Source organism: Pseudomonas sp. UBA6562, assembly GCF_002434265.1.
Lineage (GTDB): Bacteria > Pseudomonadota > Gammaproteobacteria > Pseudomonadales > Pseudomonadaceae > Aquipseudomonas.
On record NZ_DJJS01000001.1, the window covers coordinates 361,295 to 385,060 of the forward strand.

Annotated in this window: 22 protein-coding genes; 10 read left to right on the forward strand and 12 right to left on the reverse strand. The window is 65.9% G+C overall.

Translation table 11 applies throughout. From position 1 onward, the window contains the following. Nucleotides 1-90: 90 nt before the first annotated feature. Nucleotides 91-1,185, forward strand: a complete 1,095-nt coding sequence (gene apbC / locus B4M43_RS01660; protein WP_296263508.1) for an iron-sulfur cluster carrier protein ApbC — start codon at nt 91-93, stop codon at nt 1,183-1,185. A 110-nt stretch (nt 1,186-1,295) separates the two neighbouring features. On the opposite strand, the gene B4M43_RS01665 is transcribed toward apbC, so the two are convergent. Then, complete coding sequence (locus tag B4M43_RS01665) at nt 1,296-1,505, reverse strand: cold-shock protein (protein WP_209872702.1); 210 nt, start codon at nt 1,503-1,505, stop codon at nt 1,296-1,298. A gap of 324 nt (nt 1,506-1,829) precedes the next feature. On the opposite strand from B4M43_RS01665, the gene dcd reads away from it, so the two are divergent. After that, complete coding sequence (dcd, locus tag B4M43_RS01670) at nt 1,830-2,396, forward strand: dCTP deaminase (protein ID WP_296263513.1); 567 nt, start codon at nt 1,830-1,832, stop codon at nt 2,394-2,396. 100 nt (nt 2,397-2,496) lie between these two features. Then, entirely contained in the window at nt 2,497-2,712 is a 216-nt protein-coding gene (locus B4M43_RS01675) for a hypothetical protein (RefSeq protein ID WP_296263515.1), read from the forward strand. Nucleotides 2,713-2,718: 6 nt separating this feature from the next. On the opposite strand, the gene pdeM is transcribed toward B4M43_RS01675, so the two are convergent. The 6 genes from pdeM to B4M43_RS01705 all read right to left on the reverse strand — a co-directional run bounded on the left by pdeM (nt 2,719) and on the right by B4M43_RS01705 (nt 12,330). After that, nucleotides 2,719-3,372: a ligase-associated DNA damage response endonuclease PdeM gene (gene pdeM, locus B4M43_RS01680; protein WP_296263618.1), complete on the reverse strand. Its 654-nt coding sequence runs from the start codon at nt 3,370-3,372 to the stop codon at nt 2,719-2,721. 37 nt (nt 3,373-3,409) lie between these two features. Next, entirely contained in the window at nt 3,410-5,872 is a 2,463-nt protein-coding gene (locus B4M43_RS01685; protein ID WP_296263517.1) for a ligase-associated DNA damage response DEXH box helicase, read from the reverse strand. A gap of 70 nt (nt 5,873-5,942) precedes the next feature. Further along, on the reverse strand, nt 5,943-7,058 hold the full coding sequence (locus B4M43_RS01690; RefSeq protein WP_296263519.1) for a succinylglutamate desuccinylase/aspartoacylase family protein: 1,116 nt from the start codon (nt 7,056-7,058) through the stop codon (nt 5,943-5,945). A gap of 100 nt (nt 7,059-7,158) precedes the next feature. Next, nucleotides 7,159-8,817, reverse strand: a complete 1,659-nt coding sequence (locus B4M43_RS01695) for an ATP-dependent DNA ligase (protein WP_296263521.1) — start codon at nt 8,815-8,817, stop codon at nt 7,159-7,161. Next, entirely contained in the window at nt 8,814-9,830 is a 1,017-nt protein-coding gene (locus B4M43_RS01700) for a ligase-associated DNA damage response exonuclease (RefSeq protein WP_296263522.1), read from the reverse strand. The genes B4M43_RS01695 and B4M43_RS01700 overlap by 4 nt, the downstream gene beginning before the upstream one ends. A 70-nt stretch (nt 9,831-9,900) precedes the next feature. Further along, nucleotides 9,901-12,330, reverse strand: a complete 2,430-nt coding sequence (locus tag B4M43_RS01705) for a penicillin acylase family protein (RefSeq protein ID WP_296263524.1) — start codon at nt 12,328-12,330, stop codon at nt 9,901-9,903. A 253-nt stretch (nt 12,331-12,583) separates the two neighbouring features. On the opposite strand from B4M43_RS01705, the gene B4M43_RS01710 reads away from it, so the two are divergent. Next, entirely contained in the window at nt 12,584-13,360 is a 777-nt protein-coding gene (locus B4M43_RS01710) for an EAL domain-containing protein (protein WP_296263527.1), read from the forward strand. 29 nt (nt 13,361-13,389) lie between these two features. Here B4M43_RS01710 and B4M43_RS01715 read toward each other — a convergent pair whose 3' ends face one another. The 4 genes from B4M43_RS01715 to B4M43_RS01730 are packed head-to-tail and all read right to left on the reverse strand — an operon-like array spanning nt 13,390 to nt 15,052. Continuing rightward, entirely contained in the window at nt 13,390-13,590 is a 201-nt protein-coding gene (locus tag B4M43_RS01715) for an SEC-C metal-binding domain-containing protein (protein WP_296263529.1), read from the reverse strand. 6 nt (nt 13,591-13,596) lie between these two features. Continuing rightward, nucleotides 13,597-14,073, reverse strand: coding sequence for an LEA type 2 family protein (locus B4M43_RS01720; RefSeq protein ID WP_296263531.1), 477 nt, complete (start codon nt 14,071-14,073; stop codon nt 13,597-13,599). 3 nt (nt 14,074-14,076) lie between these two features. Further along, nucleotides 14,077-14,553 carry a YchJ family protein gene (locus tag B4M43_RS01725; protein ID WP_296263533.1) on the reverse strand — a complete coding sequence of 159 codons (477 nt, stop codon included), beginning with the start codon at nt 14,551-14,553 and terminating at the stop codon, nt 14,077-14,079. A gap of 4 nt (nt 14,554-14,557) precedes the next feature. Next, nucleotides 14,558-15,052 carry a DUF6231 family protein gene (locus tag B4M43_RS01730; RefSeq protein ID WP_296263536.1) on the reverse strand — a complete coding sequence of 165 codons (495 nt, stop codon included), beginning with the start codon at nt 15,050-15,052 and terminating at the stop codon, nt 14,558-14,560. 161 nt (nt 15,053-15,213) lie between these two features. Here B4M43_RS01730 and B4M43_RS01735 point away from each other — a divergent pair, with 161 nt between their 5' ends. Both B4M43_RS01735 and B4M43_RS01740 read left to right on the forward strand, forming a co-directional pair. After that, nucleotides 15,214-15,918, forward strand: coding sequence for an OmpA family protein (locus tag B4M43_RS01735; protein ID WP_296263539.1), 705 nt, complete (start codon nt 15,214-15,216; stop codon nt 15,916-15,918). Nucleotides 15,919-16,046: 128 nt separating this feature from the next. After that, nucleotides 16,047-16,313 (forward strand): DUF1145 domain-containing protein, encoded by a 267-nt coding sequence (locus B4M43_RS01740; RefSeq protein ID WP_296263542.1) that lies wholly within the window; start codon nt 16,047-16,049, stop codon nt 16,311-16,313. A gap of 29 nt (nt 16,314-16,342) precedes the next feature. On the opposite strand, the gene B4M43_RS01745 is transcribed toward B4M43_RS01740, so the two are convergent. Then, entirely contained in the window at nt 16,343-16,807 is a 465-nt protein-coding gene (locus B4M43_RS01745; RefSeq protein ID WP_296263545.1) for a DUF4149 domain-containing protein, read from the reverse strand. 95 nt (nt 16,808-16,902) lie between these two features. Here B4M43_RS01745 and dinG point away from each other — a divergent pair, with 95 nt between their 5' ends. The 4 genes from dinG to B4M43_RS01765 all read left to right on the forward strand — a co-directional run bounded on the left by dinG (nt 16,903) and on the right by B4M43_RS01765 (nt 23,760). Further along, the gene (dinG, locus tag B4M43_RS01750) at nt 16,903-19,047 is read left to right on the forward strand and encodes an ATP-dependent DNA helicase DinG (RefSeq protein WP_296263547.1); all 2,145 of its coding nucleotides are present in this window, start codon (nt 16,903-16,905) and stop codon (nt 19,045-19,047) included. A gap of 96 nt (nt 19,048-19,143) precedes the next feature. Beyond that, nucleotides 19,144-21,381: a beta-galactosidase gene (locus B4M43_RS01755; protein WP_296263549.1), complete on the forward strand. Its 2,238-nt coding sequence runs from the start codon at nt 19,144-19,146 to the stop codon at nt 21,379-21,381. A gap of 124 nt (nt 21,382-21,505) precedes the next feature. After that, nucleotides 21,506-22,651: a serine hydrolase domain-containing protein gene (locus tag B4M43_RS01760; RefSeq protein ID WP_296263551.1), complete on the forward strand. Its 1,146-nt coding sequence runs from the start codon at nt 21,506-21,508 to the stop codon at nt 22,649-22,651. A gap of 98 nt (nt 22,652-22,749) precedes the next feature. Continuing rightward, entirely contained in the window at nt 22,750-23,760 is a 1,011-nt protein-coding gene (locus tag B4M43_RS01765; protein ID WP_296263553.1) for an OmpA family protein, read from the forward strand. The last annotated feature ends 6 nt before the right edge of the window (nt 23,761-23,766 follow it).

A 23,766-nucleotide genomic window follows, 5' to 3' on the forward strand; every position in this document is an offset into this window, starting at 1 on the left:
ATATATTTCACCCCGCGTGCACATCTGCTGACGATTGACGGGTTAGCATAGCCCCCTCGATCCATTGACTGTCTTGCAGCGGGAGCCTCCATGAGTGCCGTCACACGTGCCGCAGTAGAAGATGTACTGCGCCAGTACACCGACCCCTATCTGAATCAAGATCCGCTCAGCGCCGGTTGCGTGAGGGCCATCGACATCGACGGTGGCCGCGTCGGCGTGCGACTGCAGTTGGGGTACGCCGCTGGGCTGTTCGTCCAGGGCTGGGCGCAGGTGCTGTCCACCGCCCTCGAACACATCGAGGGTGTCGAGCAGGCGTCGGTCAGCGTCGATTGCGTCATTGCGCCGCACAAGGCCCAGGCCCAGGTGCCGGGCATGAGCAACGTCAAGAACATCATCGCCGTGGCCTCCGGCAAGGGTGGGGTGGGCAAGTCGACGACCGCGGCCAACCTGGCGTTGGCCTTGGCGCGCGAGGGCGCTCGGGTAGGCATTCTAGACGCCGACATCTACGGGCCCAGCCAAGGCATCATGTTCGGCATCGCCGAGGGCACGCGGCCCCAGGTGCGTGAGCAGAAATGGTTCGTGCCGATCAAGGCCCATGGCGTCGAAGTCATGTCGATGGCGTTCCTGACCGACGAGAACACGCCGATGGTCTGGCGTGGCCCGATGGTCTCGGGCGCGCTATTGCAGTTGGTGACGCAAACCGCCTGGGACGATCTCGACTACCTGGTCATCGACATGCCGCCGGGCACGGGCGACATCCAGCTGACCTTGGCGCAGAAGGTGCCGGTGGCCGGCTCGGTGATCGTGACCACACCCCAGGATCTGGCCTTGCTCGATGCCAAGAAGGGCGTGGAGATGTTCCGCAAGGTCAACATACCGGTGCTGGGCGTGGTCGAGAACATGGCCGTGCACATCTGCTCGAACTGCGGCCATGCCGAACACCTGTTCGGCGAAGGTGGCGGTGAGAAGCTCGCCAGCCATTACGATGTCGACCTGTTGGCTTCGCTGCCTTTGTCGATGCTGATCCGCGAGCAGGCCGACAATGGCAAACCCACGGCCATCGCCGAGCCGGACAGCCAGATAGCCCTGGTGTACCAGGAGCTGGCACGTTCGGTGGGCGCGCGTATCGCCCGGCAGGCGAGCGTCGCACCGGCCATGCCGAACATCACCGTCAGCGACGACTGATCCAAACCCTTGCAGCGGCACTACCGCTGCCGCTGCAAGGGTCGCCTGTATCGCGCCCATAAAAAAACCCGCCGAGGCGGGTTTTTTCGAAGCGAGGAAGCGAACTCGACTTAGGCGAGTTGTACTTCTTCAGCCTGCATGCCTTTCTGGCCGCGGGTAGCGACGAAAGTAACAGCTTGGCCTTCTTTCAGGGTTTTGAAGCCGTCAGCTTGGATGGCTTTGAAGTGCACGAACAGGTCATCGCCCGATTGCGGGGTGATGAAGCCGTAGCCTTTCTCATCGTTGAACCACTTAACAGTACCGTTTTGACGGTTGGACATGTGTCTGTCTCCTTGGACAAAGTTGATTTCGGCACAGGAAACGCCCCGGCCGGACTGAGTGCAAAGAGTAGGAAAATTCAGCGATGGGCCGATGGAAATCGTGCATCAAACTAGAGATTCTCGGTGTCACGTGCAGCACAGTGGCGACACCTTAACCCACTTTCCACAGCCTGCCAATGGTCTAGATGCGCATTGCATCGATTCAGCTCGACCGACGGCCCAAGCCGCGCCGTACAAGGGGCCTGGACCGGGAACTTTAACCCTGGCGCCGGGACCGGTAAGATGCGCCTCTCGTTTTCTTTCGTATTTTCAGGACACCCCGCCATGAGCATCAAATCGGATAAGTGGATTCGCCGCATGGCACAGGAGCACGGCATGATCGAGCCGTTCGTCGAGCGCCAGATGCGCGGCGAGGAAGACAGCCGGGTGATTTCCTTCGGCGTTTCCAGCTACGGCTACGACGTGCGCTGCGCCGACGAATTCAAGGTCTTCACCAACATCAATTCGGCCACCGTCGATCCGAAAAACTTCGATGCCGGCAGCTTCGTCGACATCAAGAGCGACGTTTGCATCATCCCGCCCAACTCGTTCGCCCTGGCGCGTACCGTCGAATACTTCCGCATCCCGCGCAACGTGCTGACCATCTGCCTGGGCAAAAGCACCTATGCGCGTTGCGGCATCATCGTCAACGTCACGCCGTTGGAGCCGGAATGGGAAGGGCACGTGACCCTGGAATTCTCCAACACCACCACGCTGCCGGCGAAGATCTACGCCAACGAAGGCGTGGCGCAAATGCTCTTCCTCGAATCGGATGAGGAATGCGAAGTGTCCTACAAAGACCGTGGCGGCAAGTACCAGGGGCAGCGTGGCGTCACATTGCCACGTACCTGAGCCCGACAAGCTGCGGGAATTGTTTCCAAGATAGGCACTCCAAACAGTCAGTAACGCTGCGGGCGCATAACGCGCCGCAGCGCTTCGACAGGAGAAGCCTATGAAACTTCACGCTGCCGTCAGCGCCAAGCTGGCAGGACTTCAACCCAACCAGATTGGCGCACCTGTCTGGTCGCTCCTCGCCCACCCGCCCGTGCCGCCCATGCCGCATTACCTCGGTGGCATACCTGGCCAGCCCGATCCCGATTTCCCTCAGCCGCAAGAACCCGGTGAGCCGACCGTACCCGACGAGCCGCCACCCACGCCTGTTGCCTGATCGGGTTCAGACCGGCCAGACCTGTCCAGCGCCCGCGACGAACAATCGGGTGCCTGGCTGGCGGTCTACGTTCCACCCCCCGGTGAACTCGCCGAACGCTGGCAGTAGGCTGACGCGCTCGTCGATTACGAAACACGGCAGGCGCAAGCGCTGCCTGCCGCGCCCGCGTAGGACAAACGCAGGATGCACGTGACCGGCCAACACTGGCCGTTCCAAGTGCGGGTCGGGCTCGTGTTGCAAAGCGAAGGGCCCAAGCAACCAGGGTTCTTCGACTATATCGATGCCCAGTTCGCTCGGCGGGTCGCCCGCATGGCGGTCGTGGTTGCCACGCACCAGCACCATGTCGAGCGCGGGATGCGCTTCGCGCCAGGCTTGCAAACGCGCGAGGGTAGCTGGCGAACGACCGCTGCGGGCATGCAGGAAGTCGCCCAGAATGATCAACCGCTCGCATGGGTAGTGCGCCAGCAAGGCCGTCAGGCGGTCCAGCGTGGCTTGCGTTGTGCCCCGCGGCACAGGCTGGTGCAGCGCCCGATAGCTGGCGGCTTTGCCGATGTGCACGTCGGCCACCAGCAATGCCTTTTGTGCCGGCCAGAAGATCGCCTTATCCGCCAGTAGCCACAAAGGCTCGCCACAATGCTCGATCACGCGGTGTTCGCCAATCGACTCCGGCGCTACGGCGCCGCTGGACAACAGCCGTTTATCCACGGTCCGCTACCTTCTCCAAATCTGCCACCATCCGGGCGATGCGATCAGCCAGTTTCTCGCTGCTCATGGTGTCGCGCAGCCCTTCGACCAACAGTGCGAAACCCAGAGGGCTGGGGCGTTGCAGGCGATGCAGGTCCAGGCGCAGCCCGGTGATGCGCAGCAGTTGTTCGTTCAAACGCTCGATTTCCAGCTCCTCACGCAACACCTCGTCACGGGCCTGGCCCAGAAGCAGGTTGTCCGCGTCGTGCTTGCGGAACACCTCATAGAACAAGCCACTGGACGCCTGGATCTGGCGCGTACTCTTTTGCGCCGCCGGGTAGCCGCCGAAGACCAACCCGGCGATCTGGGCGATCTCACGAAAGCGCCGCAAGGCCATCTCACCTGCGTTGAGGCTGGCCGTCACGTCTTCGAGCAGGTTGTCGGTGGACAGCGCCGCCGGCAAGTGCGCAGCCCAATCCACGGCGCTGGGGCTGAGCAGCTCGAAGCCGTAGTCGTTGACGGCGATGGAAATCGACAGCGGCTGCGTCTGGCTCACGCGCCAGGCGATCAGGTTGGCCAGGCCCAGGTTGGCCAAGCGCCCGGCGAAGGGGTAGAGGAACAGGTGCGAACCCTGCCGCGTGTCGAGGGTTTCGGCCAGCAGCGTGTCGGCAGTGGGCAGCGCCGACCAGCCGGCCTGCACCGCCAACAGGGGGCGCACGGCGCGCATCTCCGGGCTGTCGTAGCGACCATGGGCGGCGGCGTCCAACTGGGCCACCAAGGCTTGCGCCAGTTCGCCCGACAAAGGCATGCGCCCACCGCTCCAGCGCGCCACGGCAGCCTTGCGCGCGGTGCTGCGACGCACGTAGGCGGTCATGTTTTCCACCCGCACCAATTCCAGCACGCGGCCGGCGAAGACCAGGGTGTCGCCAGGGCGCAGGCGCGAGATGAAGGATTCTTCGACACTGCCCAAGTGCTTGCCGCCACCGCCCTTGCTCCAGTATTTGAGCTGCAGGGTCGCGTCGCTGACGATGGTGCCGATGCCCATGCGGTGGCGCCGCGCCAGGCGCTCGCTGACGACGCGGTAGCGGCCGTCGGGGTGCAGTTCCACACGCTGGTAATCGGGGTAGGCGCTGAGCGAGTCGCCGCCATGGCAGACGAAGCTCAACGCCCATTGCCATTGGCTGTCGCGCAGCTCGTGGAAAGCCCAGGTGCTGCGCACTTCGGCCAGCAGCTCTTGGGCGACGAAACCGCTGCCCAGCGCCATGCTCACCACGTGTTGCACCAGCACGTCCATGCACAGCCGGGGCGAGCGTCGACCTTCCAGGTAACCGGCCGCCAGGGCCTGACGGCAGGCCGCGGCTTCCACCAGTTCCAGGCTGTGGGTCGGCACCAGGGTGATGCGCGACGGCCGGCCCGGCGCGTGACCGGAGCGGCCGGCACGTTGCACCAGGCGTGCGATGCCTTTGGTCGAGCCGATCTGCAATACGCGCTCGACCGGCAGGAAGTCCACGCCCAGGTCCAGGCTCGACGTGCAGATCACCGCCTTAAGCGTGCCCTGCTTGAGGCTGCGCTCGACCCAATCGCGGGTGTCGCGCGCCAAGGACGCATGGTGCAGCGCGATCAGCCCGGCCCAGTCGGGCCGCGCATCGAGCACGGCCTGGTACCAGAGCTCGGATTGCGCACGGGTGTTGGTGAACACCAGGCAATTGCTGCTGGCCTCGATCTGTTCGATGACCTGGCGCAGCAACTTCAGGCCCATATGCCCGGCCCAGGGGAAGCGTTCGATGTCGGGCGGTAGCAGGGTGTCGACGTCCATGCGTTTGTCCTGCCGCCCTTGGATCAACTGGCCGCCGCCTGGCAGCAGGACGTCCAGTGCATGGTCCAGATTGCCCAGGGTCGCCGACAGGCCCCACACCACCAAACCCGGATGCCAGCGGCGCAGACGTGCCAGGGCCAGTTGCAACTGCACCCCGCGCTTGCTGCCGAGCAATTCGTGCCATTCGTCGACCACCACCATGCGCAGGCTGGTGAAGTCTTGCTCTGCCTGGGCACGGGTCAGCAACAGGGTAAGGCTTTCCGGCGTAGTGATCAGTGCGGTGGGCAGGCGGCGTGCCTGCCGGGCGCGCTCGGCGCTGCGGGTGTCGCCGCTGCGCACGCCCACCGACCAGTTCAGTTGCAGGTCTTCGAGCGGCGCTTGCAAGGCCTTGGCGGTGTCGGCGGCCAAGGCGCGCATGGGTGTGATCCACAGTACCTGCAAGGGTGCGGGCTGGCGCACCGTGCCGCTGGCGCCGCGTTTGCCGGCCAGGGCGCGGACGGCGGCCAGCCATACCGCGTAGGTCTTGCCGGCGCCGGTGCTGGCGTGCAGCAGGCCGGACTCGCCCCGGCCGACGGCCGCCCAGACCTTGCGTTGGAAAGCGAAGGGCGTCCAGCCGCGGGTGGCGAACCATGAGCTGGCGGGGTCAGAGGGTGCAGGCATGCGCGGCCGATCCTGGCTGGGGCTGTGCTGCAACAGACCGCACGGCGTCCCGGTTGGTTTTACCGGCGCTTCAGTTACCCAGCAGGTAACCGCTGCGACAGACCTGCTCGCCGGCGATATGGGCGACCACCATGCCGCTGGTGGCCAGACGCCGCACGCTGCGCGCGTAGAGCAGGCCCGGCTGTGTGCTGTGCAGCTGCTGCACCTGGTCGGTGAGCGGGTCTATGACCTCGGCGATCAGGGCGCCGGCCTCCAGCCACTGTCCGGGGCGGGCGTGGAATACCAACAGCCCGCCGCTGGCCGCCGCCACCAGCTCCACCGCGGCCAAGGGCGTGGCGGGGCGACGCAGTGCAGGCAGGGCAGGCGCCAGGCCGTCGATGGCTTGGCGGTGAGTGAGGAAGTCCAGGATCGCCTGGCAATCCCGTGTGGCCAGCTCATGGCTGACGTCGCTCTGCCCCCGCAACTCCAGCGTGACGGCCAGACTGCCCAACAGGATCGGGAAACGCTTGGCGAAGCGTTGTTGCAACTGCCACCAGACCAGGCTGAAGCATTCGTCGAACGACTGCCCGCCCGAGTCGGTGGCCAACAGGCTGGCTTCGGCGCCCAGGTAGCGTGCCAGCGGTTCGATCTGCGGCCAGGCGTCCGGCGTGGTGTAGAGGTGCTCGACGGCCTCGAAATCGCAGTGCAGGTCGAGCACCAGCTCGGCGTCGCAGGCCAGACGCTGCAAGGCCAGGCGTAGCGACTGCAGCGGCGTGTGGGCGCGGTGCTCGGCCAGGGCGGCGCAGAGTTGCCGGCGGATCAGCGCCTGGTTGCGTTCGGCGTCCTCGCCAAGCTGGGCTTCGATACGGTCGCCGACCTCGTCGGCCAAGTCGACGAAGCGCCGGTTGAAGTTCTCGCCGCTGTGCAGTTCGAAACGGCCGAGCGGCGCATCGAGCAATACCTGCTCCAAACCGATGGGGTTGGCGATGGGCACCAGCACGATCTCGCGGCGCAGGCGCCCGGCCTGCTCCAGGACCAGCAACTGGCGCTTGAGGTGCCATGCCACCAGCATGCCCGGCAATTCGTCGGCATGCAGCGCGGCCTGGATATACACCTTGCCGGTCCCATGCGGGCCGAAGTGGAAACTGTGCAGTTGGCGGGTGACGCCGGGAACGGGCGAAAGCAGGTCGTGGCTGACGAGGTGCATGGAGGGTCCTGAAAATGCGGTGCGAGTGGGCAAGCGGCGCTGCAACGGCGCGGCGCCTGCCAATGAAAGCACAGGATCGCCGCGCCTGCCCGCTATCGCTTCAGGCCAGCAGCCCTTGCAGGATCGCCAGGTCGTCGGCCTGTTCGACGGTCTTGTCCTGGCGCCAACGCAGCATGCGCGGGAAGCGCACGGCGATGCCGCTCTTGTGCCGCTTGGACAGGGCGATGCCTTCGAAGCCCAGCTCGAATACCAAAGTCGGGGTGACGCTGCGCACCGGACCGAAGGTCTCGACCGTGGTCTTGCGCACGATCGCATCGACCTTGCGCATCTCTTCGTCGCTCAAGCCCGAATAGGCTTTGGCGAAGGGCACCAGGGTGCGCCCCGGGGTGCCGGGCGGGCCGTCCCACACGGCGAAGGTGTAGTCGCTGTACAGGCTGGCCCGCCGGCCGTGGCCGCGCTGCGCATAGATCAGCACGGCATCGACGCTGAACGGGTCGACCTTCCATTTCCACCACACGCCCATGTCCTTGGTGCGGCCCACCCCATACAAGGCTTCGCGCTGCTTGAGCATCATGCCTTCGACGCCCAGGCGCCGCGACGCTTCGCGCTGACGGTCGAGGTCGGCCCAGTCCTTGCCCTGGATCAGGGGCGAGAGCAGCACCGGGGCCAACGGATGCTCGTCGACCAAGCGTTCCAGCTGGCTGCGCCGTTTGTGCTGCGGGCGGCTGCGCCAGTCCTCGCCTTGCCATTCGAGCAGGTCGTAGGCCTGCAACACCACGGGCGCGTCGGTGAGCAGCTTCTTGCCCAAGGTCTTGCGCCCCAGGCGCTGTTGCAGCAGGGCGAAAGGTTGCACGGCGACGTCCTCGGCCGTGCTGCCGGGTTTCCATACCAGGATCTCGCCGTCCAGCACCACGCCGTCGGGCAGGGTTTCGCCCAGGCTGTGCAGCTCCGGGAAGCGCTCGGTGACCAGCTCTTCGCCACGCGACCAGATCCATAGCTGGCCGTCGCGTTTGACCACTTGGGCGCGGATGCCGTCCCACTTCCATTCGATCTGCCAGTCGCTGGGTGCGCCGAGCAGCCCGTCGAACTGGTCGGTGGGCGCCTGCAAGGCATGCGCGAGAAAGAAGGGGTAGGGCTGGCCGCCACGCTCGCTGTGCTCGGCGTCGGACTCTTCGGCGATCAGCTTGAGGTAGCGTTCGGCGGTGGGCCGGTGGCTGAGGTCGGTGTAGCCCACCAGGCGCTGGGCCACGCGTTTGGGGTCCAGCTCGGCCAATTGCGCCAGGGCGCGGGTGACCAGCAGCTTGGACACGCCGACGCGGAAACTGCCGGTGATCAGCTTCAGGCACAGCATCAGGCTGGGCCGGTCGAGCTGCGCCCAGAGGTTGGGCAGGCGCTCGTGCAGTTCTTCAGGCGTCTGCCCGCGCAACGGCAGCAAGTAGGCCTCGACCCAATGGGCCAGGCCTTCGTCGCTGAGGTATTCGGATTCGGGCAGCAGCAGCGAAATGGTCTCGGCCATGTCGCCCACGGCCTGGTAGCTCTCTTCGAACAGCCAGTCCGGCAGGCCCGAAAGGTGCGTGGCCAGCTCGCGTAGCACGCGGGTCGGCACCAGTTGCCGCGGCCTGCCGCCGGCCAGGAAGTACACCGCCCAGGCGGCATCGTCGGGCGGCGCTTCAGCGAAGTATTCGCGCAGGGCCAGGAGTTTGGCATTGCTGGAAGTAGTGGCGTCCAGGCGCAGGTACAGCTCGGCGAAGGCCTTCATGGGTGTGGCTCCGCCGCTGTGGTGTCGTCTTCTTCGCCGTACTCGGTGACGAAGCCACGCGCATCCAGACCCTGTTCGCAGAGGTAACGCACCAGGATGTTGACCGAGCCATGGGTGACCATGACCCGCTGCGCCTCGGTCTGCTCGATGGCCCACAGCAGCCCAGGCCAGTCGGCGTGGTCGGACAGCACGAAGCCGCGGTCCACACCGCGGCGGCGGCGTGTGCCGCGCAGGCGCATCCAGCCGCTGGCGAAGGCGTCGCTGTAGTCGCCGAAGCGCTTCATCCAGCTGCTGCCGCCGGCCGATGGCGGCGCGACGATCAGGGCGCTGCGCAGCAACGGGTCGTTGCGTGCGACATCGCCTGCGTAACGGGTGTCGGGCAAGGCGATACCGGCCTCGCGGTAGACCCGGTTCAGCGGCTCCACTGCGCCATGCACCAGAATCGGCCCGATGCTCGCATCGATGCCGTGCAGCAGGCGCTGGGCCTTGCCAAAGGCATAACTGAACAGCACGCTGGCCTTGCCCTGTTCGACATTGCCGCGCCACCACTCGTTGACCTGGGCGAAGATCTCGGCCTGGCTGGGCCAGCGGTAGATCGGCAGGCCGAAGGTGGATTCGGTGATGAAGGTGTGGCAGCGCACCGGCTCGAACGGGTCGCAGGTGCCGTCGGGCTCGACCTTGTAGTCGCCCGAGGCGACCCACACCTCGCCTTGGTATTCCAGGCGCACCTGCGCCGAGCCCAGTACATGGCCGGCCGGGTGCAGGCTCAGGGTCACGCCGTTGTGCACCAGGCGCTCGCCATAGGGCAGGGTCTGCAGGTTGATGTCCTGGCCAAGGCGGCTGCGCAGTACGCCTTCGCCGGGGGCCGCGGTCAGGTAGTGGCCGTTGCCGGGCCGCGAGTGGTCGCCGTGACCGTGGGTGATGACCGCACGGGAAACCGGGCGCCACGGGTCGATGTAGAAATCTCCCGGCGGGCAGTACAGCCCTTCGGGTCGAGCGATGACGAGGTCCATGCGGTGCGCCCCTCAGGATGTTCCTGTTGGGAGCGCACCGCCGCGATGGAAGTTCGACCGAATCGGGCGCTTACTTGCCGGGCACCAGCGACAGGCGCTGCTTGCCATAGGCGCGCTCGAAATGCTGCGGCTGCAGGGGTAGGGTCATGTAACGGCCCTTGAACCAGGCGTCGAGGCCTCTGCCGGCGAAGGCGTCGGACGCACCGGTGCTGGTCAGCAGTTGCAGCGGCTCGGCCTGACCGAAGTCGACCAGCATGCGGGCCGAGGCTGGCAGCGCTGTGTCGAAGTCGCTACCCCAGGCATAAGGCGTCAGCGCCAGGGTGCTGAAGTCACCGCCAGTGGCCAGGGGCGGGCGTTCTGGCCCGTCGGTCGCACCGGGCAAAGCTGGGGCAGGCCAGCGGTACTGGTGCAGCGCTCCCCATTGCCAGGCGCGGCGGTCGGCGCCCAGGCGCTGGATACCGTCGCGCATGGCGGCGGCCAGGCTGCGCGCCAGAATGGTCGGCTTGTCTTCGCGCTGCGCGGTGCTGCGGTCATCCCAGAACGGGCTGTCGTCACGGCCCAGCAGGTGGTCGGCCTGGGCCGAATACGACAGCCGTGCGTTGCCGGCGAAGGCCTGCCAGGCCGCGCCCGATTCGGGGCCAAGCTCGTCGAGGAAGGTCTGTCGCGCCACTGCTTGGAGGAACAGCTCATACAGCGCGGCATCCGCCGAGCCGGCACTGAGTCGGCCGTCGAAGGCCAAGAGCCGCGCCAGCGCTTCGCGGGCCTGGTCGCGCTCAGCGGCCGGCAGGGCGTCGATGGCCTGCTTGAGCGGCTGCGCCATGCCAGGCGCTTGGAGCATGCGCTTGAGCTTGTCGGCCATGGGCGTGACCTGATCGTTGAGCAGCGCCGTCAGGCTGCGACTGTCGTGCCGACCGTTGCCAGCCAACTGCGCCAGGCGCTCGGCGCGCTCCGGGTAATACCAGCTGCTCGACAGTTGCATGCCGTAGCCCTTGGGCTGGCTGCGCTCGTTGGCGTGGCCGATCCAGCCGCTGGTCGGGTCTTGATCGTAGGGGTGCAGCATCGGGTCGGCGTAGCCGTCCCAGTCGTAGCGCGCGTCCCAGCCGGGCGAGGGCAGCAAGCCCTGGCCTTCGCGGCGGTTCGGGTAGCGACCGCTGACCTGCCAACCGATGTGCTGTGGTTCGGCGAAGACGAAGTTGAGCGCGGCGGCGCCGATCTCGCGGGTGCTGTCGAAGGCTTTTTCCACCGACGTGGCGCGGGTCAGGTCGAACAGCGCATCGAGGCTGCGATCGCCTTTGAGCGAGGGCAGGTGCAGCGCCAACGCCAGGCCACCGTTGTCCGGTTGGCCGAGCAGGACGCCGTGGCGGGTTTCGTATTGCACCTCGCGCACCGGGCGCTGGCCTTTGACCAGGAAGGTTTCGGTGCGCGCCCGCGCCGCCAGCCATTTGCCGTCGGCGAGGTAGGTCAGGCGGTCGCCCTGGCGGCGGACCTGCTCCAGGTACAGGTCCTGGTCGTCGGCCAGCACCGCGCTGCTGCTCCAGGCCAGCTTGCCGTTGTAGCCGGCCAGCACCAGCGGCAGGCCCGGCAGCGCAAGGCCTGCGACCTGGTACTTGCCGGTGTGCAGTTGCACCGGGCTCAGTGCCCAGGCGGCGCGACTGTCGCTGGCCAGCAGGCTGTTGCCGCTGCGGCTGCGTTGCGGACCGAGGGCAAGGTTGGTCGAGCCTGGGGTGCCCAACAGTTGCGCATCGGCCAGGCGTTTGGCGGCGGCCGCCACGGCAGCCAAGCCCGGTAGCTGGCGGGCGAGGTCCAGGCCCTTGAGCTTGTCGACTTCGGCCTCGGCCAACGGCTCGTCGGCGGCCACCGGCAACAGCCAGGCCAGCTTGTCGCTGCCGACGTGCTGGGCCAGGGTCAAGGCCGACAGCTCCTCGTGCAGGTTCACCGATTGGGTGAAGGCATAAAGGCTGAAGATCAGCGCCGAGTCTTCGGGTTTCCAGTACTCGATGCGGTAGCCGTTGCGCGCGAGGCCCGCGGGCAGGTTGTCGCGGTAGCGGTACAGGTAGGCGTTCACGCCGCGGGCATAGACCTCGAAGAAGCGCTGCAGGCGCGGGGAAGCATCGGCGTATTGCTGGGCAGCGGTCTGGCGCAGGTTCGCCGCACGCATGAGGCGGTCGATGTCCAGGGCATCGGCACCGGCCAATTCGGCCAGGCGGCCTTGGGCCAGTAAGCGCAGGGTGACCATCTGTTCGATACGGTCCACACCCTGCACGTAGCCGAGGCTGAACAGCGCATCGTGGAAGTTGCCGCTCTCGATCAGCGGCGCGCCCATCTCGTTGCGGCGCACCGAGGCGCCCTGGGCCAGGCCCTTGAGCGGTTGCACCCCAACGCTGGGCGGCACGTTGCCCGGTTCTGCGGCCATCTGGCAGCCGGCCAGGCCGAGCGTGCCGAGCAGCGTGGCGATGACGCTAAGGCGTGGGCGAAAGGGCGCGAAGGCGGCGGCGGCCATGGCGGGAGCTCCTGCAAGGCGAGGGTGGTTTGCGAAAGGCGCTACGTTAGTGACGGGCTGTCCGGTAAGCAAGCGGCGGGGCGGGCTTTTTTGCGCCCTCAGACGAGGTCGGACAGGCGGCGCTGCCTGGTTTTGCGGACAGCGGCATGCGATATGGCCCGCAAAGTCATGGAGATGATTCGGCCAGGCGTAGAACCTGTGGGCATTGAGCGCGTCGAAGCATGACGGCAATAGGCCATCTGAGGTAAACAGCATGACACGTCCACCCACCTCCACCGACTCACCCCGCCCGGTCGGCTGCAGCCGGTGCGCCGACCAGGCGCCGCTGCCCTTCGATTTCAGCATGGCGTTCCAGCCGATCGTCGATGCCGACGAGCGGCGTGTGTTCGGTTATGAGGCATTGGTGCGGGGTACCGACGGCAGTGGCGCGTACAGCATTCTGCGGCAGGTCAACGAAGACAACCGCTACACCTTCGACCAGAACTGCCGGATCAAGGCGGTGGAACTGGCCGCCAAGTTGCAGTTGCAAGGCTATCTGAGCATCAATTTCCTGCCCAACGCGGTCTATCAGCCGGCGGCGTGCATCCGTGCCACGCTCGAAGCGGCGCGTCGGGTCGGTTTTCCCACCCAGCGCATTCTGTTCGAGGTCACCGAGGGCGAGCAGCTCACTGACCGTGCGCACCTGAAGAACATTCTGCTGGAATACCAACGGCAAGGGTTCAAGACCGCCATCGACGATTTTGGCGCCGGTTACGCAGGCTTGGGGCTGCTGGCCGAATTCCAGCCGGACATCGTCAAACTCGACATGGAGCTGATACGCAACATTCACCTGGACTCGACGCGTTTCACCATCGTCGAAGGCATCGTCGGCATCTGCCGGAAATTGAACATTCGCCTGATCGCCGAAGGCGTCGAGCAACTCGACGAATATAAGGTGCTGAAAGCGCTGGGGATCTCGCTGTTCCAGGGCTACCTGTTCGCCAAACCCAGCTACGAGGCGCTACCGCCCGTGGAATGGCCGCTGGGCTGATCCCAGCGACCCTCAAGGCCGAACGCCGATCAGGCGCCGTGGCACTTCTTGTATTTCTTCTCGCTGCCGCATGGGCAGGGGTCGTTGCGGCCTACGTCCTTGAGGGCGTTGCGCACCGGCTCCTGGTGGCCATGGTTGCAGTGCGGGCCGTGCACATGGCCGTGGTCGTGATCGTGATGATCGTGACCATGGTCGCAGTCGGGGCCATGAACGTGGGGTTGTTGGGTCATTACGGGTCACTCCGGTAGAAAATCGCCGTGCAGTATCTCACCACTGCGCGAGACATGCAGGTCCGTGAACCAGAATAGGCCGGTATGCAGGTCGGCCTTGAGCCGATAGGCGAGCGGCTGCTTGCTGCGGATCAGTTTCGCCAGGGGTTTCATGTGCCGCCATAGGTTGGTGCGTACGGTGATGTTGAAACTGCGCGAATCCTCGCCTGCCACGCTGCGCCAGAGGCTGGCCTGGTCGACCACCAACGGGATGTCGTTGAGCATGACGGTGTAGTCGATGCTGCGGATGAACAGGCGGCTGTCGTTGGGGTTGTCGACCCGCAGGCGCAGGACGAACTCCTGCTGGTGCAGGCTGGCCTTGACCGTTTTCACCTTCACCAGGTGCACCTGCGGCTGGCGCCATTCGTTGCCGCCCCAGCTCACGCAGCCGGTCAGCAGGCCTAGCAACGTACTCAGAACCAGCAGACGGCTTGAAAGGGTCATGGGTCATCCTGCCAGGTAGCTGGCGCAGCATTTCTTGAATTTTTGCCCGCTGGCGCAGGGGCAGGGATCGTTGCGGCCGGCTTTGAGCGCTACGGTGGGGTCGATGAAGTACCAGCGACCCTCGTGTTGCACGAAGGCCGAGCGTTCGCGGTGCTGATGGTCGCCCTCGGCATCGTGCCAGCGTGCGGTGAACGTGACGAAGGCATGCTCCGGTTGGCCGCCGAGCACTTCCACGTCATGAACCTCCAGCCCCAGCCATGTGCTCTGGGCGCTCCAAGCGGCGATCGCGGCGCGGTCCAGGCCAGCGCGCTGGGCGGGCAGGGTGGTGTCGTGCAGGTAGTCGAGCAGGCCCAGCACATAGGCGCTGTAGCGCGAGCGCATCAAGGCCTGGGCATCGGGCGCCGGCGTGCCGGCATGCCAATGGCCGCAACAGGCGTCGAGTAGGTTGCCACTGCCGCAAGGGCAGACCGAAACGCTCATGAATTCACCACCAGTACTTGCCAAAATTTTCCGGATTGGCCCAGAACCGGGCGTTGAGCCAGTCCGGGACGTGCTTGTAGTCGCGTAGATCATAGGTGAACAGGCACAGCTGCTGCCGATCGCGGCGGAACCGCTCGCTGGCCGACAGGGCCAGGGCGAAGAAGTCGGTGTCCTGCCAGCCGCAGGCGTGCAGATCGGCCAGCACCGCGACTTTGCTGGCGTTCAGATTGCGGATGCCGCCGAGCAGTTCCAAGCCGCTGCGCTTGGGCAGGTGTTCCAGGCATTCGACCATTATCGCCAAGTCGTAACGCTGGCCCGCCATGGCGGCGGGCAAGGGGCCTGGGGCGGCGACATCGATGACGCACTGCGGATGCGCCTGGGTGAATGCCGTCAATGCGGGGAACTGACTACCGACCAGGAGCAGGCGCTGTGGGCGCACCCTTTCGAGCAGGGCCGCCAGGGCTTGTTGCGGAGTGCGTTCGGAAAAACTCGTGGTCATTGCCGCTCCTCGTTGTGACGCTCAAGACTAGCCCTCTGCAGCCCGTGGGCATAGAGGCCGCCGGGTGCAATGCTGGCGTAACGCTGGCAGTACCGCAAGGCAGCGTCTTTACTGCGATGAGCCGACCACCAGGCCGGCCCTATCCCTGGGAGAAGCCACGCATGAGCATAGTCCGTACGGCGTTACCTCTGGTGCTGCTTTCCGGTCTGTTGACCGGTTGCGCCGGCCTGCAGAAAACCGATTGGCCCAAGTGCGCCGCAGTAGGGGGCGTAGGCGGTGCCGCCCTCGGCGCCATCGAGAGTTCCAGTTGGACGGGTTGGGGCGCGCTGCTCGGTGGCGGCCTGGCGGCCGGCTATTGCTGGGCCCATGGCGACGGCGACGAAGACGGCGACGGTGTGCCGGACAGTCGCGACAAGTGCCCAGGCACGCCGCGCGGGGTGCAGGTCGACGCCACGGGCTGCCCGTTGCAGCCGCCAGCGCCGCCGCCGGTGGTCGAAGAAGTCGTCGTGGTCGAGAAAGAAGAAGTGATCGTGATCCGCGACGTGCACTTCGAGTTCGATTCGGCGCGCCTGACCGCCGCCGACAAGGACCGTCTCAACACCATCGCCACCCGCCTCAAGCAGGAAGCGGCCAGCGCTCGCTTGAGCGTGACCGGGCACACCGACAGTGTCGGTGCCGATGGCTACAACAAAAAGCTGTCCGACCGCCGCGCCCATTCGGTGACCGATTACCTGGTCAGCAGCGGCGTGCCCCGCGCAAGCTTCGTCTCGGTGAGCGGTGCCGGGGAAAGCCAGCCGGTGGCCGACAACGCCACGGCCGAGGGCCGTGCCATGAACCGCCGCACGGAAATCAAGATCGAGCGTTGAGTGGGCCGCGCCCGCGTACCACCTAAAGGTGCGCGGGTCTCCCTTCGAGCCAGGCGATGACCGGGATCGTGCCGGACGACGATCTGCGGCATGCTGGGCAGCCATCGGGAGTCATCGAGGAGAGCGGGATGAAAGCCGTACTGATGCTGGGTAAAGCGCTGACCGTGTTGTTCTGGGGCGTTGTGCTGTTCAACCAGTTGCTGCCCCAGGCCATGCCGTTCGCGTTGTTGATCAAGGCTGCCGGCGTGCTGCTGTTCGGCCTGCACGTGCTGGAAATGCTCGCCTTCAATGGCAGCCTGCGCGAGCGCAGCCACCGTTGGTTCGACCGTCTGCAAATCCTCTTGACCGGCATCTTTCACGTCATGTCCATTCCACGGCCCTTGTCCCGGTCCTAGACCTGGCAGCCCTTTGGCCGAGCGCTCAGTCACAGGCTCCAGCGCGCGCTGGCCAGGGCCACCACCGCCAGCCCGAGCAGCAGGTTGCAGCCCACCATCCGTCGGATCGAGGCCATGACGCGCGCGCCTTCGGCCCAGTCTTCTTTCTGCACGGCGGTGTGCAGTTGCGGTAACAGAAGTGTCTGCACGCGCAGGAACAACGCGACCATCACGATGCCCCCGCCGATCATCCACTGCACATAGCGCGGCGCCGTTTCGAAACCGGTGAAGCGCTGATGGATCATGGCCACACCGCTGATCGCCAAGGTCGCGATGGCCACCCAGACCCATCCGAAGAAGCGTGGGAAAACTTCCCCCCAGACCTTCAGTCGGCTTGGCCCGTCCAGGGCCGCAGCCAGCGCCGGGCGCAGCACCAGCCAGGCGAAGAACATGCCGCCGACCCAGATCAGCGCGGCAAGCACATGCAGTGTGTAGGGCAGGGCAAGGGCAAGCATGTGGATCTCCATGGGGCGTAACGGACAATTGCCGGGTATAGTACCCGGCCCGTGTAAAGCACTGAAAATATATCCAGCCCTCGGGCACGCAGACCATGATCAGCAACGAACTCAAAGCCACCATCCAAGGCGCCTATTCGCGTTTTCTCGAAGCCAAGAGCCTCAAGCCGCGCTATGGCCAGCGCTTGATGATCGCCGAGGTCGCCAAGGTGCTCGGCGACATCGCGGTGGACGAAGAAGGCCGGCGCAGCGGCGACCCGGCCGTGGTCGCGGTCGAGGCCGGCACCGGTACCGGCAAGACCGTGGCCTACAGCCTGGCCGCCATTCCCGCCGCCAAGGCGGCGGGCAAGCGGCTGGTGGTCGCCACCGCCACGGTCGCCCTGCAAGAGCAGATCGTCTTCAAGGACCTGCCCGACCTGATGCGCAACAGCGGCCTGAACTTCAGCTTTGCCTTGGCCAAAGGCCGCGGCCGCTACCTGTGCCTGTCCAAGCTCGACATCCTCCTGCAGGAAGGCCAGGCGCAGTCGGCCACTGCGCAGTTGTTCGAGGAGGAGGGCTTCCACATCGAGGTCGACGAGCGCAGCCAGAAGCTGTTCAGCAGCATGATCGAGAAGCTGGCCGGCAACCGCTGGGACGGCGACCGCGACAGCTGGCCGGAAACCCTCGAAGACCAGGACTGGGCGCGCCTGACCACCGACCACAGCCAGTGCACCGGCCGCCATTGCCCCAACTTCCAGCAATGCGTGTTCTACAAGGCGCGCGAAGGCATGGGCAAGGTCGATGTCATCGTCACCAACCACGACATGGTCCTGGCCGATTTGGCCCTGGGCGGTGGCGCCGTGCTGCCCGATCCGCGCGACACGATGTATGTGTTCGACGAAGGCCACCACCTGCCCGACAAGGCCATCGGCCACTTCGCCCACTTCTCGCGCTTGCGCTCCACCGCCGACTGGCTGGAGCAGACGGCCAAGAACCTGACCAAGCTGCTGGCCCAACAAGCCCTGCCGGGCGACCTGGGCAAATGGATTGAGCAGGTGCCTGAGCTGGCGCGGGAAATCCGTACCCAACAGCAGTTCATGTTCACCCTGTGCGAACAGGTCGCCGATTTCCGCCCCAGCGAAGACAACGAAGGGCGCGAGCGCCCGCGCTACCGCTTCGAGGGCGGCGTGGTGCCCGAAGCCATCCGCGAGGCGGGCATCGAACTGAAGAAAGGCTTCGCCCGGCTCAACGATTTGTTCACCCGCCTGGCCGACCTGCTCAAGGAAGGCATGGACGCCGAAGTCAGCATCGGTATTCCCAGCCACCAGGCCGAGGAGTGGTACCCGCTGTTCGGCAGCCTGCTGACCCGCGCCCAGGGCAATTGGGAACTGTGGACCGCCTTCACCGCCGAAGACCCCGAAGACAGCCCGCCCATGGCGCGTTGGCTGTCGCTGGCCGACAGCGGTGCGCAGTTCGACATCGAGGTCAATGCCAGCCCCATCCTGGCCGCCGAAATGCTGCGCCGCAATTTGTGGAACGTGGCCTACGGCGCCTTGGTCACCTCGGCCACCTTGACCGCACTGGGCAAGTTCGACCGCTTCCGCATGCGCTCGGGGCTGCCGCGCGACGCCATGACCTGCGTGGTGCCCAGCCCCTTCGTGCACGGCGACGCCGGCGTGCTGCGCGTGCCCGACCTGCGCGCCGACCCGCGCGACGCCACGGCGCATACCGCGGCCATCATCCGCGACCTGCCGGGCATCGTCGAAGACGCGCGCGGCGCGCTGGTGCTGTTCTCTTCGCGCAAGCAGATGCAGGACGTGTTCGACGGCCTGGACCGCGAGTGGCGCAAGCTGGTGCTGATCCAGGGCAACCTGTCCAAGCAGGAAACCCTGAACAAGCACAAGGCGCGCGTCGACGATGGCCAGCACAGCGTGCTGTTCGGCCTGGCCAGCTTCGCCGAAGGCGTCGACTTGCCGGGCGCCTATTGCGAGCACGTGGTCATCGCCAAGATTCCCTTCGCCGTGCCGGACGATCCGGTCGAAGCGGCCCTGGCCGAGTGGATCGAAGCCCGCGGCGGCAACCCGTTCATGGAGATCGCCGTGCCCGATGCCTCGTTGCGCCTGATCCAGGCCTGTGGCCGGTTGCTGCGCACCGAGCAGGACCGCGGCGTCATCACCTTGCTCGACCGGCGTCTGGTCACGCAGCGCTACGGCAAGGCTATTCTCAACGCGCTACCGCCGTTCCGGCGGGAAATCGGCTGATCGCCGGCGCACGATGCGTCGGCCTATTGCCTTCCATTCGGTCGCGAGCCCTGTAGCTCTATAAGGGCCGGTCTCTACAAGGAGTGACACCGCCCCATGATCCCTCGCAGCCTGCCTGCCGTGCTTGCCCTGATGTTCGCCTCGCCCCTGTGGGCTGGGCAGCAGGCGGTGTTCAGCTTCGTTCGGCCCACTTCGGTCATCAATGTGAACACGCAGGACACGGCCTTGCCGCAGTACAACGCCGAGCAGACCGCCCAAGGCGAAGTGCTGAGGCGGGTCGTGTTCAACCCGGCCGAGCGCCCGACCTTGCAGCTCGCACCGCAGAGCGGCAACTGGGACTGGTCGAGCGGGCAGTTCCTCACCCTGCGTTTGCAAAGCGGCATGGACTGGGCCTTGAGCGTGGACGTGGTGGTCGAGAGCCGCGACGGCCAGCGCCTGACCAGCCGTGTCGATTTGCCCTCGGGGCCGGCGCAAACGGTGCTGGTGCCCCTGACCGCACGTTCTCCGCTCGGCCAAGGCATGCGCGCCGGGCCGCCGATGCCGTGGAACCACCAGGGGCAGCGGCTGTTATTCACCAGCAGTGTCGGCGCAGTCGACCTCAAGCAGGTCAGTTCGGTCAGCTTGAGCATTCCCAAGCCCAACGTCGCGCAAAGCCTGCTGATCGAAAAGGTCGGCCTGCAGGACGACGACCAGGCCTACAGCGCCGCCTATGCCGAACTGATCGACACCTATGGCCAGTCGACTCGCGCCAACTGGCCCGACAAGATCGCTACCGACGAACAACTCAACGCTGCGGCGCAGCGAGAACGGCAACAGCTCAAGGGCTGGTTGGCCGAACGCGAGGGGCGCAAGCTCGACCCTTATGGCGGCGTGCTGGCAGGCCCCGCGTTCGAGGCCAGTGGTTTTTTTCGCACTGAAAAGCGCGATGGGCGCTGGTACCTGGTGACGCCAGATGGGCACGGCTTCTTCTCCTTGGGCGTCAACGCCGTGGCCGCCGACGGTGGGCGCACGTACGTCACCGGTCGCGAGGGCATGTTCAAAGCCCTGCCGACCGAAGGCGAACCGCTCGCCGCGTTCTACGGACAAGGCAACAACGACGATGGCAATGCCTCCTCGCAAGGCCGAGGGTTCAAACAAGGCCGTTGGTACGATTTCTATGCGGCCAACCTCCACCGCAGCCATGCGGTGCCCTGTCCTGCGCCGGTTGAAGGCCAGCCGGGCAGCGATTGCCCTGCGCCGAAAGCGGCTGCCGAGCGGTGGCAAACCCAGGCCATCGATCGCTTGCTGGCCTGGGGCTTCAACACCCTGGGCAACTGGAGCGATCCGGCCCTGGGCCAGGCCCAACGTGTACCCTACACCTTGCCGCTGGCCATCGTCGGCGACTACGCCAGCATCAGCACGGGCATGGACTGGTGGGGGCGCATGCCCGACCCGTTCGACCCGCGTTTCGCCATGGCCACCGAGCGCGCCGTGGCCATCGCCGCCCGCGATCACCGCGACGACCCCTGGCTGATCGGTTACTTCGCCGACAACGAACTGGCCTGGGCTGCGCCCGGCGCCGATGCCAAGGCTCGCTATGGCCTGGCCTTCGGCACTTTGCGCCTGACCACCGACGTGCCGGCCAAGCGTGCGTTCCTCAAGCAACTGCGCGACAAGTACCGCAACCAGCAGGGGCTGTCCAAGGCCTGGGGCATCGACCTGCAAGCCTGGGAATTGATGGAAGATCCAGGCTTCGAAGCGCCATTGCCGACGCCCGAGCACCCGGAAATCGAACGCGACTACCAGCATTTCCAGGATGTCTTCGCCCAGACCTACTTCAAGACCATTTCCGATGCCCTGAAATGGCACGCGCCCAACCATTTGCTGCTGGGCGGCCGCTATGGCGTCACTTCGCCGGAGGCGGTCAAGGCCTGTGCCGAGTTCTGCGACGTGTTGAGTTTCAACTTCTACACCCTCAAACCCCAGGACGGTTACGACTTCGCGCAGTTGGCCGAGCTGGACAAGCCGCTGCTGGTCTCGGAATTCCAGTTCGGTTCGCGCGACCGTGGCCCGTTCTGGCCGGGGCCGCTGGAGCTGCCGCGCGAGGAAGATCGCGGCGCTGCCTATGCCGCCTTCCTCGACGCTGCCCTGGAACAGCCGACGATCGTCGGCGCGCACTGGTTCCAGTACCTCGACCAGCCCGCCAGTGGGCGTCTGCTCGATGGTGAAAACGGCCATCTGGGCCTGGTCGCGATCACCGATGTGGCCTGGAGCGGTTTCGTCGAGGCAGTGCGCAAGCGCAACCTGCTGCTCGATCAACAACTGGCCAAGCGCCTGATCGCTCCCGCGCCTTGACCTTTGTCAGGTTCAAGGCCGGGGCATCGGCCTTGCCCTGCATTCGTTGCCGCTGGCCTGTATGCAAACGCTTCGAGTGCTGAAACAATGCACGCCTTTTTCAACCCGTCGGGAGAACCAGGCCGTGCAGATCCAGGGGCATTACGAACTGCAATTCGAAGCGCTGCGCGAGGCCTTCGCCGCCGTCTTCGACGATCCCCAGGAGCGCGGCGCGGCGTTGTGCGTGCAGGTCGGTGGCGAGACGGTAGTGGACCTATGGGCCGGCACCGCCGACCGCGACGGGCAGCAGGCCTGGCACAGCGACACCATCGCCAACCTGTTCTCCTGCACCAAGACCTTCACCGCCGTCACCGCGCTGCAACTGGTGGGCGAGGGCAAGTTGGCGCTCGATGCGCCGGTAGCGCGCTACTGGCCCGAGTTCGCCCAGGCCGGCAAGGAAGGCGTGACCCTGCGCCAGTTGCTCAGCCACCGCGCCGGCCTGCCGGCCATTCGCCAATTGCTGCCGGCCGAGTCGCTGTACGACTGGCAGGCGATGACCGATGCCCTGGCCGCCGAACGCCCGTGGTGGACCCCCGGAGCCGAGCACGGCTACGCCGCCATCACCTACGGCTGGCTGATCGGCGAGCTGATTCGCCGGGTCGACGGCCGTGGCCCCGGCGAGTCGATCGTCGCTCGCACCGCCAAGCCGCTGGGCCTCGATTTCCACATCGGCCTGGCCGACGAGGAGTTCCACCGCGTGGCGCACATCGCCCGTGGCAAAGGCAACGCCGGGGATGCAGCGGCCCAACGCTTGCTACAGGTCACCTTGCGCGAGCCGGAAGCGCTCTCGACCCGCGCCTTCACCAACCCCCCGGCGATCCTGACCAGCACCAACAAGCCCGAGTGGCGGCGCATGCAGCAGCCGGCCGCCAACGGCCATGGCAATGCGCGCAGCCTGGCGGGGTTCTACGCCGGTTTGCTGGACGGCAGCCTGCTCGAGTCCGAACTGCTCGACGAACTCACCCGCGAGCACAGCCTGGGCGAAGACCGCACGTTGCTGACGCAGACGCGCTTCGGGCTGGGCTGCATGCTCGACCAACCGCAGGTCGCCAACGCCACGTTCGGCCTGGGCGCGCGCGCTTTCGGACACCCGGGCGCGGGTGGCTCGGTAGGCTTCGCCGATCCCGAACACGATGTGGCTTTCGGCTTCGTCACCAATACCTTGGGCCCCTACGTGTTGATGGACCCAAGGGCTCAGCGCCTGGTGCAGGTGCTGCGGACATGCCTTTGATCGGGTAGTTCGGTATTGCTCGAATGCTTTGTCTATTCTGAGGGCCACTGCTCGATGTGCGCTGGCAAAATTCCTTTTCAATTCATGGTGTATCGCTGATGTCCTCACATAAAACCTTAGCTCTCGCCCTGTGCCTGGCCATGACTGGCTGCGCTCAGCACTCGCAACAGAATGCCTCGAGCGACAGCGGCCGTAGCTGGTGGCCGTTCGGCTCGGACCAGGTCGCCGACAAGGATGTGAAGGACGCCGTCACCGAAAAGGTCGCCCAGGCCGATGCCAAGGCGGCCAGCAAGAGCGGTTCGGGCAACCGCTGGTGGTGGCCGTTCGGTGGTGAGGGCAAACAGGACCAGGCGCCTGTGGCTGCGGTACCGAAGATCGACCAGAAAGCGACCCAGGCTTGGCTCGACCAATACGAGCCCAAGTTGCGCGAAGCGCTCAAAGACAGCACGTTCGAGCTGGAGCGCCGCGACGATGTGCTGGCCGTGACCATTCCCGTCGATGGCTCGTACAACCCCGACCGCCCGAACATGCTGCTGCCGATCACGCTGGCACCGATCACCCGCGTAGCCAAGGTGGTCGAAGGCGACCCCAAGACCGCCGTACTGGTCCTGGGCCATGCCGACAGCACCGGCGCCGCCGTGGCCAACCAACGCCTGAGCCTGGAGCGTGCGGCTTCGGTGTCGGCGATCTTCCGCCTCAGCGGCTTGCAGCGTGACCGCCTGAACCTCAAGGGCATGGGCTCGGTCATGCCGCGCGCGGCCAACGACAGCCCGCAAGGCCGTGCCCTCAACCGCCGCGTCGAGCTGCTGCTGACTCCGCAGAACACCATGCTGGCGCTGATGGCCAAATACCAGACCCCAGCCCAGGCCCCTGCGGCCATGGTCGCTGCTCAAGACGTCAAACCGGTTGTCGCCGCTGCGCCAGCCACCAAGGCACCGGCCAAAGCCAAACCTGCTGCCAAGGCTGCGGCCAAACCCGCTGCGAAAAAGCCCGTGGCCAAAGCCAAGGCATCGGCCAAGCCCGCCGCCAAGAAGGCTGCACCCGCCAAAGCTGCGGCCAAAAGCAAGACCGATGACAAACGCGTCGCGGCCAACACCAAGACCAACTGATCGGCG

What these genes read in the sequence shown, in the direction of transcription:
- apbC (WP_296263508.1), top strand. Translation starts at nt 91, where the DNA reads ATGAGTGCCGTCACACGTGCCGCAGTAGAAGATGTACTGCGCCAGTAC.
- B4M43_RS01665 (WP_209872702.1), bottom strand. Translation starts at nt 1,505, where the DNA reads ATGTCCAACCGTCAAAACGGTACTGTTAAGTGGTTCAACGATGAGAAA.
- dcd (WP_296263513.1), top strand. Translation starts at nt 1,830, where the DNA reads ATGAGCATCAAATCGGATAAGTGGATTCGCCGCATGGCACAGGAGCAC.
- B4M43_RS01675 (WP_296263515.1), top strand. Translation starts at nt 2,497, where the DNA reads ATGAAACTTCACGCTGCCGTCAGCGCCAAGCTGGCAGGACTTCAACCC.
- B4M43_RS01685 (WP_296263517.1), bottom strand. Translation starts at nt 5,872, where the DNA reads ATGCCTGCACCCTCTGACCCCGCCAGCTCATGGTTCGCCACCCGCGGC.
- B4M43_RS01690 (WP_296263519.1), bottom strand. Translation starts at nt 7,058, where the DNA reads ATGCACCTCGTCAGCCACGACCTGCTTTCGCCCGTTCCCGGCGTCACC.
- B4M43_RS01695 (WP_296263521.1), bottom strand. Translation starts at nt 8,817, where the DNA reads ATGAAGGCCTTCGCCGAGCTGTACCTGCGCCTGGACGCCACTACTTCC.
- B4M43_RS01700 (WP_296263522.1), bottom strand. Translation starts at nt 9,830, where the DNA reads ATGGACCTCGTCATCGCTCGACCCGAAGGGCTGTACTGCCCGCCGGGA.
- B4M43_RS01705 (WP_296263524.1), bottom strand. Translation starts at nt 12,330, where the DNA reads ATGGCCGCCGCCGCCTTCGCGCCCTTTCGCCCACGCCTTAGCGTCATC.
- B4M43_RS01710 (WP_296263527.1), top strand. Translation starts at nt 12,584, where the DNA reads ATGACACGTCCACCCACCTCCACCGACTCACCCCGCCCGGTCGGCTGC.
- B4M43_RS01715 (WP_296263529.1), bottom strand. Translation starts at nt 13,590, where the DNA reads ATGACCCAACAACCCCACGTTCATGGCCCCGACTGCGACCATGGTCAC.
- B4M43_RS01720 (WP_296263531.1), bottom strand. Translation starts at nt 14,073, where the DNA reads ATGACCCTTTCAAGCCGTCTGCTGGTTCTGAGTACGTTGCTAGGCCTG.
- B4M43_RS01725 (WP_296263533.1), bottom strand. Translation starts at nt 14,553, where the DNA reads ATGAGCGTTTCGGTCTGCCCTTGCGGCAGTGGCAACCTACTCGACGCC.
- B4M43_RS01730 (WP_296263536.1), bottom strand. Translation starts at nt 15,052, where the DNA reads ATGACCACGAGTTTTTCCGAACGCACTCCGCAACAAGCCCTGGCGGCC.
- B4M43_RS01735 (WP_296263539.1), top strand. Translation starts at nt 15,214, where the DNA reads ATGAGCATAGTCCGTACGGCGTTACCTCTGGTGCTGCTTTCCGGTCTG.
- B4M43_RS01740 (WP_296263542.1), top strand. Translation starts at nt 16,047, where the DNA reads ATGAAAGCCGTACTGATGCTGGGTAAAGCGCTGACCGTGTTGTTCTGG.
- B4M43_RS01745 (WP_296263545.1), bottom strand. Translation starts at nt 16,807, where the DNA reads ATGCTTGCCCTTGCCCTGCCCTACACACTGCATGTGCTTGCCGCGCTG.
- dinG (WP_296263547.1), top strand. Translation starts at nt 16,903, where the DNA reads ATGATCAGCAACGAACTCAAAGCCACCATCCAAGGCGCCTATTCGCGT.
- B4M43_RS01755 (WP_296263549.1), top strand. Translation starts at nt 19,144, where the DNA reads ATGATCCCTCGCAGCCTGCCTGCCGTGCTTGCCCTGATGTTCGCCTCG.
- B4M43_RS01765 (WP_296263553.1), top strand. Translation starts at nt 22,750, where the DNA reads ATGTCCTCACATAAAACCTTAGCTCTCGCCCTGTGCCTGGCCATGACT.